Source organism: Alloalcanivorax venustensis (assembly GCF_047495515.1).
GTDB lineage: Bacteria > Pseudomonadota > Gammaproteobacteria > Pseudomonadales > Alcanivoracaceae > Alloalcanivorax > Alloalcanivorax venustensis.
Genome location: NZ_CP179934.1, coordinates 2,187,189 through 2,200,840 on the forward strand (window position 1 = coordinate 2,187,189; position 13,652 = coordinate 2,200,840).

General features: G+C 64.6%; 12 protein-coding genes. 9 read left to right on the forward strand and 3 right to left on the reverse strand.

All coding sequences use genetic code 11. The annotated features are described in order from the left end of the window. Positions 1 to 22: 22 nt before the first annotated feature. From odhB to sucD, 4 genes are all read left to right on the forward strand, one after another. On the forward strand, positions 23 to 1,324 hold the full coding sequence (odhB, locus tag ACMG4O_RS10260; protein ID WP_335628442.1) for a 2-oxoglutarate dehydrogenase complex dihydrolipoyllysine-residue succinyltransferase: 1,302 nt from the start codon (positions 23 to 25) through the stop codon (positions 1,322 to 1,324). 10 nt (positions 1,325 to 1,334) lie between these two features. Further along, a complete protein-coding gene (gene lpdA, locus ACMG4O_RS10265; protein WP_142949315.1) occupies positions 1,335 to 2,774 on the forward strand; it encodes a dihydrolipoyl dehydrogenase in 1,440 nt (479 codons plus the stop codon). A gap of 103 nt (positions 2,775 to 2,877) precedes the next feature. Continuing rightward, on the forward strand, positions 2,878 to 4,047 hold the full coding sequence (gene sucC / locus ACMG4O_RS10270) for an ADP-forming succinate--CoA ligase subunit beta (RefSeq protein WP_414433749.1): 1,170 nt from the start codon (positions 2,878 to 2,880) through the stop codon (positions 4,045 to 4,047). Further along, positions 4,044 to 4,919: a succinate--CoA ligase subunit alpha gene (gene sucD, locus ACMG4O_RS10275; RefSeq protein WP_067609757.1), complete on the forward strand. Its 876-nt coding sequence runs from the start codon at positions 4,044 to 4,046 to the stop codon at positions 4,917 to 4,919. Before sucC ends, sucD begins: the two co-directional genes overlap by 4 nt. 70 nt (positions 4,920 to 4,989) lie before the next feature. On the opposite strand, the gene ACMG4O_RS10280 is transcribed toward sucD, so the two are convergent. Then, a complete protein-coding gene (locus tag ACMG4O_RS10280) occupies positions 4,990 to 5,184 on the reverse strand; it encodes a PA3496 family putative envelope integrity protein (protein ID WP_255442554.1) in 195 nt (64 codons plus the stop codon). A 356-nt stretch (positions 5,185 to 5,540) separates the two neighbouring features. On the opposite strand from ACMG4O_RS10280, the gene ACMG4O_RS10285 reads away from it, so the two are divergent. From ACMG4O_RS10285 to sixA, 5 genes are all read left to right on the forward strand, one after another. Next, positions 5,541 to 7,097, forward strand: a complete 1,557-nt coding sequence (locus tag ACMG4O_RS10285) for a hypothetical protein (protein ID WP_142949312.1) — start codon at positions 5,541 to 5,543, stop codon at positions 7,095 to 7,097. Continuing rightward, complete coding sequence (locus ACMG4O_RS10290; protein ID WP_414433750.1) at positions 7,094 to 7,999, forward strand: TIGR01777 family oxidoreductase; 906 nt, start codon at positions 7,094 to 7,096, stop codon at positions 7,997 to 7,999. Before ACMG4O_RS10285 ends, ACMG4O_RS10290 begins: the two co-directional genes overlap by 4 nt. A 268-nt stretch (positions 8,000 to 8,267) precedes the next feature. Further along, positions 8,268 to 10,148, forward strand: coding sequence for a molecular chaperone HtpG (htpG, locus tag ACMG4O_RS10295; RefSeq protein ID WP_194856535.1), 1,881 nt, complete (start codon positions 8,268 to 8,270; stop codon positions 10,146 to 10,148). Between the two features lie 89 nt (positions 10,149 to 10,237). Further along, positions 10,238 to 11,269 carry an NAD(P)H-dependent glycerol-3-phosphate dehydrogenase gene (locus tag ACMG4O_RS10300; protein ID WP_335628438.1) on the forward strand — a complete coding sequence of 344 codons (1,032 nt, stop codon included), beginning with the start codon at positions 10,238 to 10,240 and terminating at the stop codon, positions 11,267 to 11,269. Continuing rightward, positions 11,266 to 11,727 carry a phosphohistidine phosphatase SixA gene (gene sixA, locus ACMG4O_RS10305; RefSeq protein ID WP_335628437.1) on the forward strand — a complete coding sequence of 154 codons (462 nt, stop codon included), beginning with the start codon at positions 11,266 to 11,268 and terminating at the stop codon, positions 11,725 to 11,727. Before ACMG4O_RS10300 ends, sixA begins: the two co-directional genes overlap by 4 nt. A gap of 22 nt (positions 11,728 to 11,749) precedes the next feature. Here sixA and ACMG4O_RS10310 read toward each other — a convergent pair whose 3' ends face one another. Together ACMG4O_RS10310 and xthA are read right to left on the reverse strand one after the other, a co-directional pair. Beyond that, the gene (locus ACMG4O_RS10310) at positions 11,750 to 12,754 is read right to left on the reverse strand and encodes an ion transporter (RefSeq protein ID WP_335628436.1); all 1,005 of its coding nucleotides are present in this window, start codon (positions 12,752 to 12,754) and stop codon (positions 11,750 to 11,752) included. After that, positions 12,751 to 13,575: an exodeoxyribonuclease III gene (gene xthA / locus ACMG4O_RS10315; RefSeq protein ID WP_370211976.1), complete on the reverse strand. Its 825-nt coding sequence runs from the start codon at positions 13,573 to 13,575 to the stop codon at positions 12,751 to 12,753. The genes ACMG4O_RS10310 and xthA overlap by 4 nt, the downstream gene beginning before the upstream one ends. Positions 13,576 to 13,652 lie beyond the last annotated feature (77 nt).

Consider the following 13,652-nt stretch of genomic DNA (forward strand, 5'->3'; position numbering starts at 1 on the left):
GAGATAGGGTTAAGGAATAAGCATGGCGACAGACATCAAAGCCCCACAGTTTCCCGAATCCGTAGCGGACGGCACCGTGGCGACCTGGCACAAGAAAGAAGGCGAGGCGGTCAAGCGTGACGAGCTGCTGGTGGACATCGAAACCGACAAAGTAGTGCTGGAGGTGGTGGCCCCCAGCGACGGTGTGGTGGCGAAGATCATCAAGGACGAAGGCGACACCGTGGAAAGCCAGGAAGTACTGGGTCAGCTGGAAGCCGGCAGCGGCGCCGGCGGCGCGGACAGCGGTGACGACAAGGACGACGACAAGGACGCCGCGAAAGACAGCGGAGACGACGACAAGGGCGAACAGAAACAAGCGCCCGCGGCGGACGATAAAGGCGCGCAGCAGCAAGACGAGGAGGGCGGTGACAAGGACGCCCAGGCCGGTCCCGCGGCGCGCAAGATGATGAGCGAACACAACCTCTCCGCGTCCGACGTCAAGGGCAGCGGCCGCGACGGCCGCATCACCAAGGAAGACGTGGAGAAAGCCCTGGCCAGCCGCGAGGAGCGCAAGCAGTCCTCCGCCGGCGAGACCAAAAGCGACGCGCCCAAGGCCGCGCCGATTCCGGCACCGGAACCGGGCGAGCGGGAAGAGCGCCGGGTACCGATGACCCGTCTGCGCAAGCGCATCGCCGAGCGCCTGGTGTCCGCGCAACAGAACGCGGCCATGTTGACCACCTTCAACGAGGTCAACATGAAGCCGATCATGGATATGCGCAAGAACTACAAGGACGCCTTCGAGAAGGCCCACGGCGTTCGTCTTGGTTTCATGGGCTTCTTTACCCGCGCCTGTGTGGAAGCACTCAAACGCTTCCCGGAAGTGAACGCCTCCATCGACGATGACGACGTGGTCTACCACGGTTACTACGACATCGGCATGGCGGTATCCACCGAGCGCGGTCTGGTGGTGCCGGTGGTACGCGACGCGGACCAGAAGGGCCTCGCGGAAGTGGAATCGCAGATCATCGATTACGGCCAGAAGGCTCAGAAGGGCAAGCTGTCCATCGATGAAATGACCGGCGGCACCTTCACCATTTCCAACGGTGGCGTGTTCGGCTCCCTGATGTCGATGCCGATCCTCAACCCGCCGCAGACCGCCATCCTGGGCATGCACAAAATCCAGGAACGGCCCATGGCGGTGGACGGTGAAGTGAAGATTCTGCCGATGATGTATCTGGCGCTGTCCTACGACCACCGTCTGATCGACGGTAAGCAGGCGGTGCAGTTCCTGGTCGCGGTGAAGAACTTTATCGAGGATCCGGCGCGGCTGCTGCTGGACATTTAAAGGATTAGTTATGGCTGATAAATACGATGTCATCGTCATCGGCGGCGGCCCCGGCGGTTACGTCGCCGCGATTCGCTGCGCGCAGCTGGGCTACAACACGGCCTGCATCGAGAAGCGCGTCAACAAACAGGACCAGCCGGCACTCGGCGGTACCTGCCTGAACGTGGGCTGTATTCCGTCCAAGGCGCTGCTGGATTCCTCCTGGAAGTACCATGAGGCGGAGCACGCGCTCGCCGATCACGGCGTGGGCGTGGGCAAACTGAGCCTTGATCTGGACACCATGCACCAGCGCAAGGACAAAGTCGTGCAACAGCTCACCGGCGGCGTGGCCTCCCTGTTCAAGTCGAACAAGGTCACCTGGCTGCAGGGCAGCGGCCAGCTCAAGGCCAACAAGCAGGTGCAGTTCTCGCCGCTGGACGGCGACGAACAGACCCTGGAAGCCGAACACGTGATTCTCGCCGCCGGTTCCGTGCCGGTGGACATTCCGGTGGCCGAGGTGGATCAGAAGATCATTGTCGATTCCACCGGCGCGCTGGAATTCGATTCCGTGCCCAAAAAGCTGGGCGTAATCGGCGCCGGCATCATCGGCCTGGAGCTGGGCAGCGTCTGGGCCCGCCTCGGCAGTGAAGTGAAGGTGCTCGAAGCGGTGGATACGTTCCTGCCCACCGTGGACCGGCAGATCGGCAAGGAAGCCTTCAAACTGTTTTCCAAACAAGGGCTCGACATCCATCTGGGTGCCCGGGTCACCGGAACCAAGAAGAACAAGAATTCCGTGCGCGTCACCTACAGCTACGACGGTGAAGAGCACGAAGAGACGTTCGACCGCCTGATCGTGGCGGTGGGCCGCCGTCCTTACACCGAAGGCCTGCTCAGCCAGGACGCCGGCGTGACCATGGACGAACGTAACTATGTGTACGTCGACAGCCAGTGTCGCACCGATGTCCCGGGCGTGTACGCGATCGGCGATCTGGTGCGTGGACCGGCTCTGGCCCACAAAGCGATCGAAGAGGGCGTGATGGTGGCGGATGTGATTGCCGGGGAACATACCCAGGTCAATTACGACGCCGTGCCGGGCGTCATTTATACCCACCCGGAAGTCGCCTGGGTGGGCAAGACCGAGGAAGAGGTGAAGGATTCCGGCGAGCCGTATAAAACCGGCGCGGTACCCTTCGCCGCCAATGGCCGCGCACTGGCCGCCGGCGAGCCCGGCGGTCTGGTGAAGTTCGTGGTGGACGAAAAAACCGACCGGGTGCTGGGCATGCACATCCTCGGCCCGCAGGCCTCCGAGCTGATTCAGCAAGGGGTCGTGGCGATGGAATTCGGTGCCAGCATCGAGGATCTGCAATTGATGGTGTTCGGCCACCCGAGCCTCTCCGAGACCGTGCACGAAGCGGCTCTGGCCACGGACTACAAGGCTATCCACGTGGCGCAACGCCGCCGCAAAAAGTAGGGCCCCGAAGATACCCAGCGGGCCCCGACACAAGAGGGGCCCGAAGAGGCCCCGATATTGCGCCGGGAGCGCTATCCACAGACAAGCTTACGGAAGTTAAGGCATGAATCTCCACGAGTATCAGTCGAAACAGCTTTTTGCTGATTACGGCCTGCCGGTTTCTCCGGGCTTCGCTTGCGATACACCGGAAGAGGTGGCGGCGAAGGCAAAGGAAATCGGTGGTGACAAATGGGTCGTGAAAGCCCAGGTGCACGCCGGTGGCCGCGGTAAGGCCGGTGGCGTCAAACTGGTCGACAGCCCCGAGGAAGCGGCGGAATTCGCCAAGAAGTGGCTGGGCCAGCGCCTGGTGACGTTCCAGACCGATGAACACGGCCAGCCGGTCACCAAAATTCTGGTGGAAACCTGCACCGACATCGCCCGCGAACTGTATCTGAGCGCGGTGCTCGACCGTGCCACCCGCCGGGTGGTGTTCATGGCGTCCACCGAGGGCGGCGTGGAGATCGAGAAAGTCGCCGAGGAAACCCCCGAGAAAATTCTCAAAGCGATCGTCGACCCGCTGGTCGGCGCGCAGTCCTATCAGGCCCGCGAGATCGCGTTCCAGCTGGGTCTGGAAGGCAAGCAGATCAACCAGTTCGCGAAAATTTTCGTGGGCCTGGCGAAGCTGTTCGAAGAGAAGGATCTGGCGCTGATCGAAGTGAACCCGCTGGTGATCACCGACCAGGGCGACCTGCACTGCCTGGACGCCAAGATCAACGTGGACGGCAGCGCGCTGTTCCGTCACCCGGACATCAAGGCACTGGACGATCCGACCCAGGAAGACGACCGCGAACGCCGCGCCGCCGAATGGGACCTCAACTACGTGGCCCTGGAAGGCAACATCGGCTGCATGGTCAACGGCGCCGGCCTGGCCATGGGCACCATGGACCTGGTCAAGCTGAAAGGCGGCGCGCCCGCCAACTTCCTGGATGTGGGTGGCGGCGCCACCAAGGAACGCGTCACCGAAGCGTTCAAGATCATCCTCTCCGACGACCAGGTGAAAGCGGTTCTGGTGAACATCTTCGGCGGCATCGTCCGTTGTGACCTGATCGCCGAGGGCATCATCGGCGCCGTGGAAGAAGTCGGCGTGGACGTGCCGGTCGTGGTGCGTCTGGAAGGCAACAACGCCGAACTGGGCGCCAAGAAGCTCGCCGAGAGCGGCATGAACATCGTAGCCGCAGAAAGTTTCGACGACGCCGCCGAACAGGTGGTGAAAGCCGCTGGAGGTGCCAAATGAGCGTATTGATTGATAAGAACACCAAGGTGATCTGCCAGGGTTTCACCGGCAGCCAGGGCACCTTCCATTCCGAACAGGCGCTGGAGTACGGCACCAAGATGGTGGGCGGCGTGACCCCGGGCAAGGGCGGCCAGACCCATCTGGGCCTGCCGGTGTTCAACACCGTGGCCGAAGCGGTCAAAGAGACCGGCGCCACCGCGTCCGTGATCTACGTACCGGCCCCGTTCTGCAAGGATTCCATCCTGGAAGCCGCCGACGCCGGCATCGAGCTGATCGTCTGCATCACCGAGGGCATCCCGGCGCTGGACATGCTCTATGTGAAGGAATACCTGGACCGTAAGCAGGGCGTGCGCCTGATCGGCCCGAACTGCCCGGGCGTGATCACCCCCGGTGAATGCAAGATCGGCATCATGCCCGGTCACATTCACAAGCCCGGCAAGGTGGGCATCGTGTCCCGTTCCGGCACCCTGACCTACGAGGCGGTCAACCAGACCACCAAACTGGGTTACGGCCAGTCCACCTGCATCGGCATTGGCGGCGACCCGATTCCCGGGACCACCTTTATCGAAGCGCTGGAACTGTTCCAGAACGACCCGCAGACCGAAGCCATCGTGATGGTCGGTGAAATCGGCGGTACCGCCGAGGACGAAGCCGCCGCCTACATCAAGGACAACGTGACCAAGCCGGTAGTCAGCTACATCGCCGGTGTCACCGCGCCCCCGGGCAAGCGCATGGGCCACGCGGGCGCCATCATCGCCGGTGGCAAGGGCACCGCGGACGAGAAGTTCGCCGCCCTGGAAGCGGCCGGTGTGGTCACCGTCCGCAACCCCGCCGAAATCGGCGAAGGCGTGAAAAAAGCCACCGGCTGGTAATCCCGCGACGTACCAGAGTGGTTAATAAAAAGGCCGGCAATCGCCGGCCTTTTTTTATACCCCGCCACTGTCAGTGCAGGATGTCCTCGTCATCGTCGTCCATATCGAAGAACTCGTAATCACCAAGCTCGCGCTTGAGACGACGCTCTTCCAGACGGTCTTCGATGCGGTGCCTCATGTCCATGTTGAAACTGCGTGAACGGGCTGCTTTCTCTTCCTGGAGATCGTCGTCCACGCCATCTTCGAGTTCAAAATCATCGTTCATCAGTAAATCATCCGACTCATAGTCATTCTCAGTGCGTCGGTCACTCATGGTCGCCTCCTTCGGAAACGGAACCGCCGTAAACAACCGGGTACCGAGCGGCATCCCCCTGGGAGGATTCCAGCTCTGACCACCTCAGCGCCTGTATAACGTCAGTTTTTTATCGAGACAAGCGTTTTTTGATGAAATCCGATGACCGGTATTTCGCGGCCCGGTGTGACCACCGTCATACCCTTGGGGGCCGGGAACATGTCGCGATGGTGAAAGTGTGGATTGACCGGGTAAGGCTTTGTAAGCTGACGTTTACCATGGCGGCATGACGCCGGCCGCCGGCCGGCTATCGGGGAGAGCATAATAAAATGGCGGAATGGCTATTAGTGGCCGGCCTCAGCCTGCTGATCATGGCCACGGTGGGGCTGGTGCGGCAGGCCGCGTTCCGTGGCGACAGCACGCTGCTTTTTCTAATACCCCTGGCCGGTTTGCGCCAGGTTCAGGAAAACTGGCAAAACTACGGGGTGCTGGCCCTGCTCAGGGTGCTCGGCACCGTGTGCCTGCTGGTCGGCGCGGGGCTGATCTACGTGCAGCACGAGCGGCTGGAGCCGATCAACGCGGTGCCCGGCCAGGTGCTGCGTGGCGCCAAAACCCCGGCGGCCACCACCTTCGTGCGCTCCCCGGAGGCGGCGCTGTTGATGGTGCAGGGCGACGGCAAGCCGCTGTCCGGCCTGATCCACGGCCAGACATTGCTGAACCCGGTGCGGGTCACCCTGATCAACGGCGTGCTCAGCATCCACCAGGGGGAGGCGTTCCTGCCCGACCTTTCCGTCAGCATCCTGCTCGGCTGGCGCCCGGAGGACATCCAGGAACGGCGCACCCTGCTGATCACCCCGGCGGAATCCGGCGGCCCGCCGGTGCATGTGTCCTGGAAACCGGAAGGGCGCAGCTACCCCGAGACCCGCATCTTCAACGAGGGCTACCGGCTGGAGCTGGCGCTGGCACCGCTCGGCGACCAGCAGTTCACCGGCGCCCTGCAGCTGGTGCTTCCCGATACCCTGCGCAGCTATCTGGTCGGAGACTTCACGGTACAGACCAACCACCTGCGCTACCGTAACGGCAAAGTGGATTTGTTTTTCGATCACCCGGACACGCTCGGCTACGTGGCGCGCGAATATCTGCATACCCAGTTTCCGGCCGGGGCGGTGGCGTCGATCCGCATCGAGAACGTCAACCTGCGGCGCGCCTCCCGCGAAGGGGAAGTGCAGGCCCGCGTGGCACTGCGCGACGGCACCGTGGAACGCCGGCGGTTGCAGTTGGAAGAAAACAGCGTCGGCTGGGCGGTGACCCCGGGCTCCATGGAAACCCGGGTGCTCGCCGCCGGCGCCGCCGAGACAGCGGACAGCGGCGTGCTCGGCGCCTCGGCGCCGCGCGCGTCGCTGTCGCCGGCGGTGACCGTGCGCCTGCACCGCTTTACCGACCTGGCCTCCTACCTGGGCCAGCAGGTGACCGTCACGGAGCGCGACGGCAGCGCCAGCAGCGGCACGCTGACCCGCGTCAACGAGCAGCGCCTGTGGCTGGAAATGACCATGGGCTCCGGGCGGGCGGAAATCAATCTGCGTGAGGACAGCGTGCGTGAACTGATGCTCGCCGACGGCACCCGGCTGGTGCTGGACACCGCCGGCGGCGGCGAGACGGCGGCCGCGCCGGCGCCCGAGCGGGCCGCCCCCGACGAAGACGGGGCGCCGTACCAGGGCTTGATCGGCGGCCCGGTGACGGTGACCCTGGAAAGCGGTGAACGCCACCGGGGGACCCTGGTGGACGTCGACAAGAGACGCGTGACGCTGGCGGTGGCAATGGGTTCCGGCAAGGTCGAGTACTTCTACGACCTCGGCGACGTGGCTTCAATCGAGGAGGCGCAATGAAGGTTCTGATAACCGGCGGCAGTGGTTTCATCGGCGGCGAGCTATGCCGGCGGCTGGCCGCCCACGGCCACGCTCTGACCGTGCTCAGCCGGTCGCCGGAGCGGGCGCGGTCGAAACTGCCCGAGGGCACCCGGGTGGTGGCGTCCCTGGACGACATCGGCGACGACGAGGCTATCGACGGCATCGTCAATCTGGCCGGCGAAAACCTCTTCACCCGCCGCTGGAGTGAATCCCGCAAGCGCACTCTGATGGCTTCGCGGCTGGACACCACCCGCGAGCTGGTGGCGCTGTGCCGACGGCTCGACACCACGCCCTCGGTGATGGTGAGCGGCTCGGCGGTGGGTTTTTACGGCGACGCCGGCGACGCCGAGCTGACCGAGCACAGCTCCGCCCGGCGCAAGGATTTCGGCTACCGGCTCTGCGACGCCTGGGAGCAGACCGCCCGCGAGGTGGTCGGGGAGGGCGTGCGCCTCTGCCTGATCCGCACCGGCGTGGTGCTGGGCCGCGGCGGCGGCATGCTGAAGGGGCTCTGGCCGGTATACCGGATGGGCCTGGGCGCCCGGCTCGGTGACGGCAGCCAGTGGCTGAGCTGGATTCATATCCAGGACATGGTGGCGATCCTGATGCGCGCGCTGGAAACGCCGGGCGTGGAAGGCATTTTCAACGCCACCGCCCCCCAGCCGGTGACCCAGCGGCATTTTCACCGGGCGCTGGCCAGCGCCGTCCATCGCCCCGCGCCCTGGGTGGCGCCGGCGCCGCTGCTGCGCCTGGGCCTTGGCGAGCTGTCCGGGCTGTTGTTGGGCGGCCAGCGCGTCTACCCGCGCCGCCTGGAAGACCAGGGCTTCACCTTCCGCTTTCCGAGCCTCGAAGAGGCTCTTGACGATCTCTCCAACGCCTCCTGAGCGGCAGCTTGTGGGAGCGGGCCCCGCCCGCGAAAGGCAAGCTATGCTTGCCGGCAGGATACCAGCAAGCTCTCCAAGCGGGCAGACAAAAGTTCTCTGGAATCCTGCCGGGAGCTTCGCTCCCTTTCGCGAGCAGGCTCGCTCCCACAAACTCCACTCCGTAGAGAGGTCCGGACCTTGAAAAAGGCCGTCCGGGTGCCTATCTAGAAGGCGGCGGTGCCGGGGAGGGCGCCGTGGTGTTCAGTGATTATCCGGCGGAGAAGAATCTATGAGTCAAGACCGCGAAACCCGTGGTTTCCAGGCGGAAGTATCCCGCCTTTTGCACCTGATGGTGCACTCCTTGTACAGCAACCGTGAGATTTTCCTGCGCGAGCTGATATCCAACGCCTCCGACGCCTGCGACAAACTGCGCTTCCGGGCGCTCGACGACGCCGAGCTGCTGGAAAACGATCCGGAGCCCTGGATCCGACTCTCGGTGGACAAGGACGAGGGCACGCTCACCATCGCCGACAACGGCATCGGCATGAACCGGGAAGAGGTGGTCGACAATCTGGGCACCATCGCCCGCTCCGGCACCGAGAAGTTTCTCGCCAGCATGACCGGCGACCGCCGCAAGGACGCCCAGTTGATCGGCCAGTTCGGCGTGGGCTTCTATTCCGCCTTTATCGTCGCCGGCCGCGTCGAGGTGTTCAGCCGCCGTGCCGGCGACCCCGCCGACCAGGGCGTGCGCTGGGAAAGCGACGGCGAGGGCGAGTTCACCGTGGAAACCATCGAGCGCCCCCAGCGCGGCACCGCGGTGGTGCTGCACCTGCGCGACGACGCCAAGGAATTCCTGGACGACCAGAAAGTGCGCGCCACCGTGCAGCAGTATTCCGACCATGTGGCGTTCCCGATTCTGATGCCGACCCCGGCCGAGACCGGCGGTGAGGGCGAAGACGGCACCAGCGAGTGGCAAACCATCAATTCCGCCACCGCGCTCTGGCAACGCCCCCGTCAGGAGATCAGCGACGAGGAGTACCAGAATTTCTATCGCCACCTGAGCCATGATTTCCAGGACGCGCTGACCTGGAGCCACAACAAGGTGGAAGGGGCACTGGAATACACCAGCCTGCTCTACGTGCCCGCCCGGGCGCCGTTCGATCTCTATCACCGCGAGGCCAGCCGTGGCCTGAAGCTGTACGTGCAGCGCGTGTTCATCATGGACGACGCGGAGCAGTTCCTGCCCCTGTACCTGCGCTTCGTCAAGGGCGTGATCGACGCGCCCAACCTGCCGCTCAACGTCAGCCGCGAGCTGCTGCAGGACTACGGCCCGGTGCGCAAGATCCGCGCCGCGCTCACCAAGCGTGTTCTGCAGACGCTCAAGAAACTGGGCAACGACGAGGAAAAATACGCCACCTTCTGGTCGCAGTTCGGCGAGGTGCTCAAGGAAGGCATCGGCGAGGACCCGGACAACCGCGAGGCGATCGCCGCCTTGCTGCGCTTCCCGTCCACAGAGGACGTCCGGCCCGGCGCCGTGGGGCTCGACCAGTACCTGGAGCGCGCCGGTGAAAAGCAGGACAAAATTTATTACCTGCTGGCCGACAACCTGAACGCGGCGCGCAACAGCCCGCACCTGGAAGTGTTCCGCAAGAAAGGCATTGAGGTGCTGCTGCTCACCGAGCGGGTCGACGAATGGATGGCCGGCTATCTGGGCGAATACAAAGGGTGCAAACTGGTCAACGCGGCCCGCGGCCAGCTGGACATGGACCAGGAAGACCAGGAGCGCGCCGACCAGGACAAGCAGGCGCCGCTGATCGGCCGTCTCAGTGACAGCCTGGGCGATCAGGTGGCGGAAGTGCGGCCCACCAGCCGGCTGGTGGATTCGCCGGCCTGCCTGGTGCTGGCCGAGGACGAGCTGGGCCCGCAGATGCGCATGATGCTGGAAGCCGCCGGGCAGCCGGTGCCGGACAGCAAGCCGACGCTGGAAGTGAATCTGGCGCACCCGCTGCTGAAACGGCTGGAAGGCATCGAGGAGAGCGCCACCTTCACGGAACTGGCCGAACTGCTGCTCGATCAGGCGCTGCTCGCCGAAGGCCAGCTGCCCTCGGACCCGGCGGCCACCGCCCGGCGCCTGAACCGGCTGCTGCAGGAGCGTGCCGACCAGTCCTGAACGACTCGGCCGGGCGCATTGCCTGGCCTGGTGGAGGCGCTTATGATGCCCCCTTTGGTGACCCACCCGCCCGAACAGAGGGGCTCTTGATGGAGCAGCGCAAACACACCGCCGCGATTCTCGGCGGTGGCAGTTTCGGCACCGCCACGGCCAGCATCCTGGCCGAAAACGGCCACCGCACCCGCCTCTGGGTGCGCGATCCGGAAACCGCCGCCGCCATTAACGAGGACGGGGAGAACCCCCGTTATCTGCCCGGCCAGACTCTGCCCGAGGGGGTTCACGCCACCGAGCATCTCGACCAGGTGCTCGACGGCGCCGATCTGATCTTCGTGGCGGTGCCCTCCAGCGCCTTCGTGGAGGTGCTGCGCCAGGCCCGCCCCATGGTCAAGGACGGCACCCTGGTGGTGAGCTGCACCAAGGGCATCCACGAAGACGGCTTCCTGCTGATGAGCCAGCTGCTCAAGCGCGAGTGGGACCACACCCGCATCGGCGTGCTCAGCGGCCCCAACCTGGCGCGGGAGATCGTCGAGCGCAAGTTCACCGGCTCGGTGATCGCCAGCCCCGACGAGGCGCTCTGCCACACCATCCAGCAGGCGCTCAGCTGTGAATATTTCCGGGTTTACGACAACCCGGACATTTACGGCGTGGAGCTGGGCGGCGCGCTCAAGAACATCTACGCGGTGGCGTCCGGCATGGCCGCCGCCATCGACATCGGCGAGAACAGCCGCAGTTTCATGCTCACCCGGGCGTTGGCGGAAATGAGTCGCTTCGCCGTGGAGCTGGGCGCCAACCCGCTCACCTTCCTGGGGCTGTCCGGGGTCGGCGACCTGATCGCCACCTGTTCCTCCTCCCTGTCGCGCAATTACCGGCTCGGTTATCAGCTCGGCCAGGGCCAGGAACTGCAGCAGGCGCTCGATACCCTGGGCCAGACCGCCGAGGGCCTTAACACCATTCGGCTGGTCGCCACCCACGCGGAAAAACTCAACGTCTACATGCCGCTGGCCACCGCCCTCTACGAGATCATCTATCAGGGCAAGCCGCTGGAGACCATGATCGCCCGGTTGATGAGCGGCGAGCACAAGCACGACGTGGAGTTCAGCTTCCACGGGGGGGCGGCTTGAGAGTCTACCTTTGCCGGCACGGCGAAGCCGTGGCTCAGGCCCCCACCGACGCCGAGCGCCCGCTCACCGAACGCGGGCGCCTGGAAGTGATGGCCCTGTGGCAGAGATTGCGCGAGGAGGGGGTGACCGTGGACCGCCTGATCGCCAGCCCTTACCGGCGCGCCCAGCAGACCGCGCTGTGCATCGCCCGTGCCTACGGCGGCATGGATCAGGAGGCGTGCGGGTATCTGGTGCCGGAAGCGGCGCCGGATCAGTTTCTCGACTGGCTGATCGAGCAGCCGCCCTGCGAGAACCTGGTGCTGGTCAGCCACATGCCGCTGGTGTCGCTGCTGAGCGCCCTGTGGGTGGGCGAGCCGCGCTCGCGGCCGGGGTTCCGCGTCGGCAGCGTGGCCGCGTTTGATGTCGACGTGGCCGCCGCCGGCGGCGCACGGCTGCTGTGGCTGCGCGCCCCGGAGTAACCCGGCCGGCGCGGGCCGGGCGTCAGTCCTCTTCTTTCCAGTGCTGGACCGCCACCTGATCCTTCACGTGGTCGAGAATCTCCAGCAGCGTTTCCTTCACCATCTCATTGAGTTGTTCGCCGCCGCCGCTGGACGCCACCAGAAGGTTGTCCACCAGGGCGTCCAGTCGTTGCCGGTTGGCCGGGGCGCTGATGTCCTCGACGATTTGCGCCACCAGGGCGGTGCCGCCGTCGCGCACGGTGTCGCCGAGCAGCGCGATGGCGCGCGGGCCGGCCACCGGAATCGCCGCCAGCCGCCGGCCCGCCGGGGTGCGTTGCACCGCTTCGTCGGTGACGTGCACCAGGTACTCGGAAAGCTGATCGCGGTACTGGTCGTGGCTGCGGCGGGTGGCGTCGGCGATGCGGCCGGCCACATAGTCCACCAGCTGCGCCCGCCGCGGCGCCAGCACGTCCTGCTCGATGCGGTGCATCATCGCGCCGCCGCTGCGGATCTCCCGCTGCGCGCCATCCAGCACGTTGATCACCACCCGGTCGGAAATCTCTTCCATCAGGATGCGGTAATACTTGATCACCGTGGCGCCCACCGCGGTGTCTCGGAAGTCCACCACGCCGAGCTTCTGCAGCCGGTACATCAGGCTCACCACACGCAGGATCCGCAGCCAGCGGAAGCTGCCCACCGGGATGCAGCCGAGCAGGTCGTACCAGTGCACGAACGGATAGAAGAACCAGCGATGATAGGTTTGGCGGGCGATGGCGGCGGCCCAGCGGATCACGAACTCGGTGAGATAGACACTGACGAAGGCCAGATCGATTTCAAAGAAGTTGGCATGAATGCTGTCGCTGTAGAAGCGATAGAAGTCCGGCGTGTAGGTTTCCATCGCCGACTGCACCGCTTCGACCCGGTAGATCCAGTCGAACAGGATCAGGCTCAGGTTGGCGATCACCAGCAGGATCATGCCCACATCGATCAGGAACCCGAGCCCGTCCAGGTTGGGCCTCAGCCGCTTGAGGTTGAAATGAACGCTCATGAGGGCAGGTTATCGAACCGGCTCCACACCGGGCAGTGGTCCGAAGGGCGCTGCATGGCGCGCATCTCGTAGTCGACGCCGCAATCGGTCAGGCGCTCCACCAGGGGCTTGGTGGCCAGCACGGTATCAATGCGCAGGCCGCGGCGCGGGTCCCGTTCAAAGCCTCTGGAACGGTAATCAAACCAGGAAAACACGTCGTCGGTGTCCGGGTACCGGCAGCGGAAAGTGTCTTCCAGGCCCCAGTCGATCAGACGCTGCCACCATTCCCGTTCCTCGGGCAGAAAGCTGGTCTTGCCCTCGCGCAGCCAGCGCTTGCGGTTGGCTTCGCCGATGCCGATGTCCAGGTCGGTGGAGGAGATGTTGAAGTCGCCCATGATGGCCAGCTTCTCGCTGGCGTCGTGGTGGTTCTCCAGATAATGCTGCAGATCCTGGTAGAACTTTTCCTTGGCGGGAAACTTCACCGGATGCTCGCGGTTTTCGCCCTGCGGGAAATAACCGTTGAGCACCGTCAGTGGCTGGCCGTCGGCGTCACGCAGCCGGCCGATGATCATGCGGCGCTGGGCGTCCTCGCCGTCGGAGGGAAAACCGTATTGCACGTCCTCCAGCGGTTCCCGGGTCAGCAGCGCCACCCCGTAATGGCCTTTCTGGCCGTGATAATAGGGGTGATAGCCCAGGTCGCGGATCGCCTGTTCCGGAAACTCGCTGTCCTGAACCTTGGTTTCCTGCAGGCCCACCAGGGTGGGTTTGTATTTGCCCAGCAGCTCTTCCAGCTGATGCAAGCGTGCGCGAATACCATTGATATTGAACGAGATCAGCGTCATGACACCTCCTGTTTGCCGCGCATTGTACAATCCCCGACGCGAACTGTCCGCGCGTTGGCGGATTTCGCCATGGGTTT

Excerpts from the sequence above, each read along its gene's own strand:
- ACMG4O_RS10280 (WP_255442554.1), bottom strand. The coding sequence starts at position 5,184 with ATGAACGATGATTTTGAACTCGAAGATGGCGTGGACGACGATCTCCAG.
- ACMG4O_RS10310 (WP_335628436.1), bottom strand. The coding sequence starts at position 12,754 with ATGAGCGTTCATTTCAACCTCAAGCGGCTGAGGCCCAACCTGGACGGG.
- ACMG4O_RS10290 (WP_414433750.1), top strand. The coding sequence starts at position 7,094 with ATGAAGGTTCTGATAACCGGCGGCAGTGGTTTCATCGGCGGCGAGCTA.
- lpdA (WP_142949315.1), top strand. The coding sequence starts at position 1,335 with ATGGCTGATAAATACGATGTCATCGTCATCGGCGGCGGCCCCGGCGGT.
- ACMG4O_RS10285 (WP_142949312.1), top strand. The coding sequence starts at position 5,541 with ATGGCGGAATGGCTATTAGTGGCCGGCCTCAGCCTGCTGATCATGGCC.
- sucC (WP_414433749.1), top strand. The coding sequence starts at position 2,878 with ATGAATCTCCACGAGTATCAGTCGAAACAGCTTTTTGCTGATTACGGC.
- odhB (WP_335628442.1), top strand. The coding sequence starts at position 23 with ATGGCGACAGACATCAAAGCCCCACAGTTTCCCGAATCCGTAGCGGAC.
- sucD (WP_067609757.1), top strand. The coding sequence starts at position 4,044 with ATGAGCGTATTGATTGATAAGAACACCAAGGTGATCTGCCAGGGTTTC.
- htpG (WP_194856535.1), top strand. The coding sequence starts at position 8,268 with ATGAGTCAAGACCGCGAAACCCGTGGTTTCCAGGCGGAAGTATCCCGC.
- xthA (WP_370211976.1), bottom strand. The coding sequence starts at position 13,575 with ATGACGCTGATCTCGTTCAATATCAATGGTATTCGCGCACGCTTGCAT.
- ACMG4O_RS10300 (WP_335628438.1), top strand. The coding sequence starts at position 10,238 with ATGGAGCAGCGCAAACACACCGCCGCGATTCTCGGCGGTGGCAGTTTC.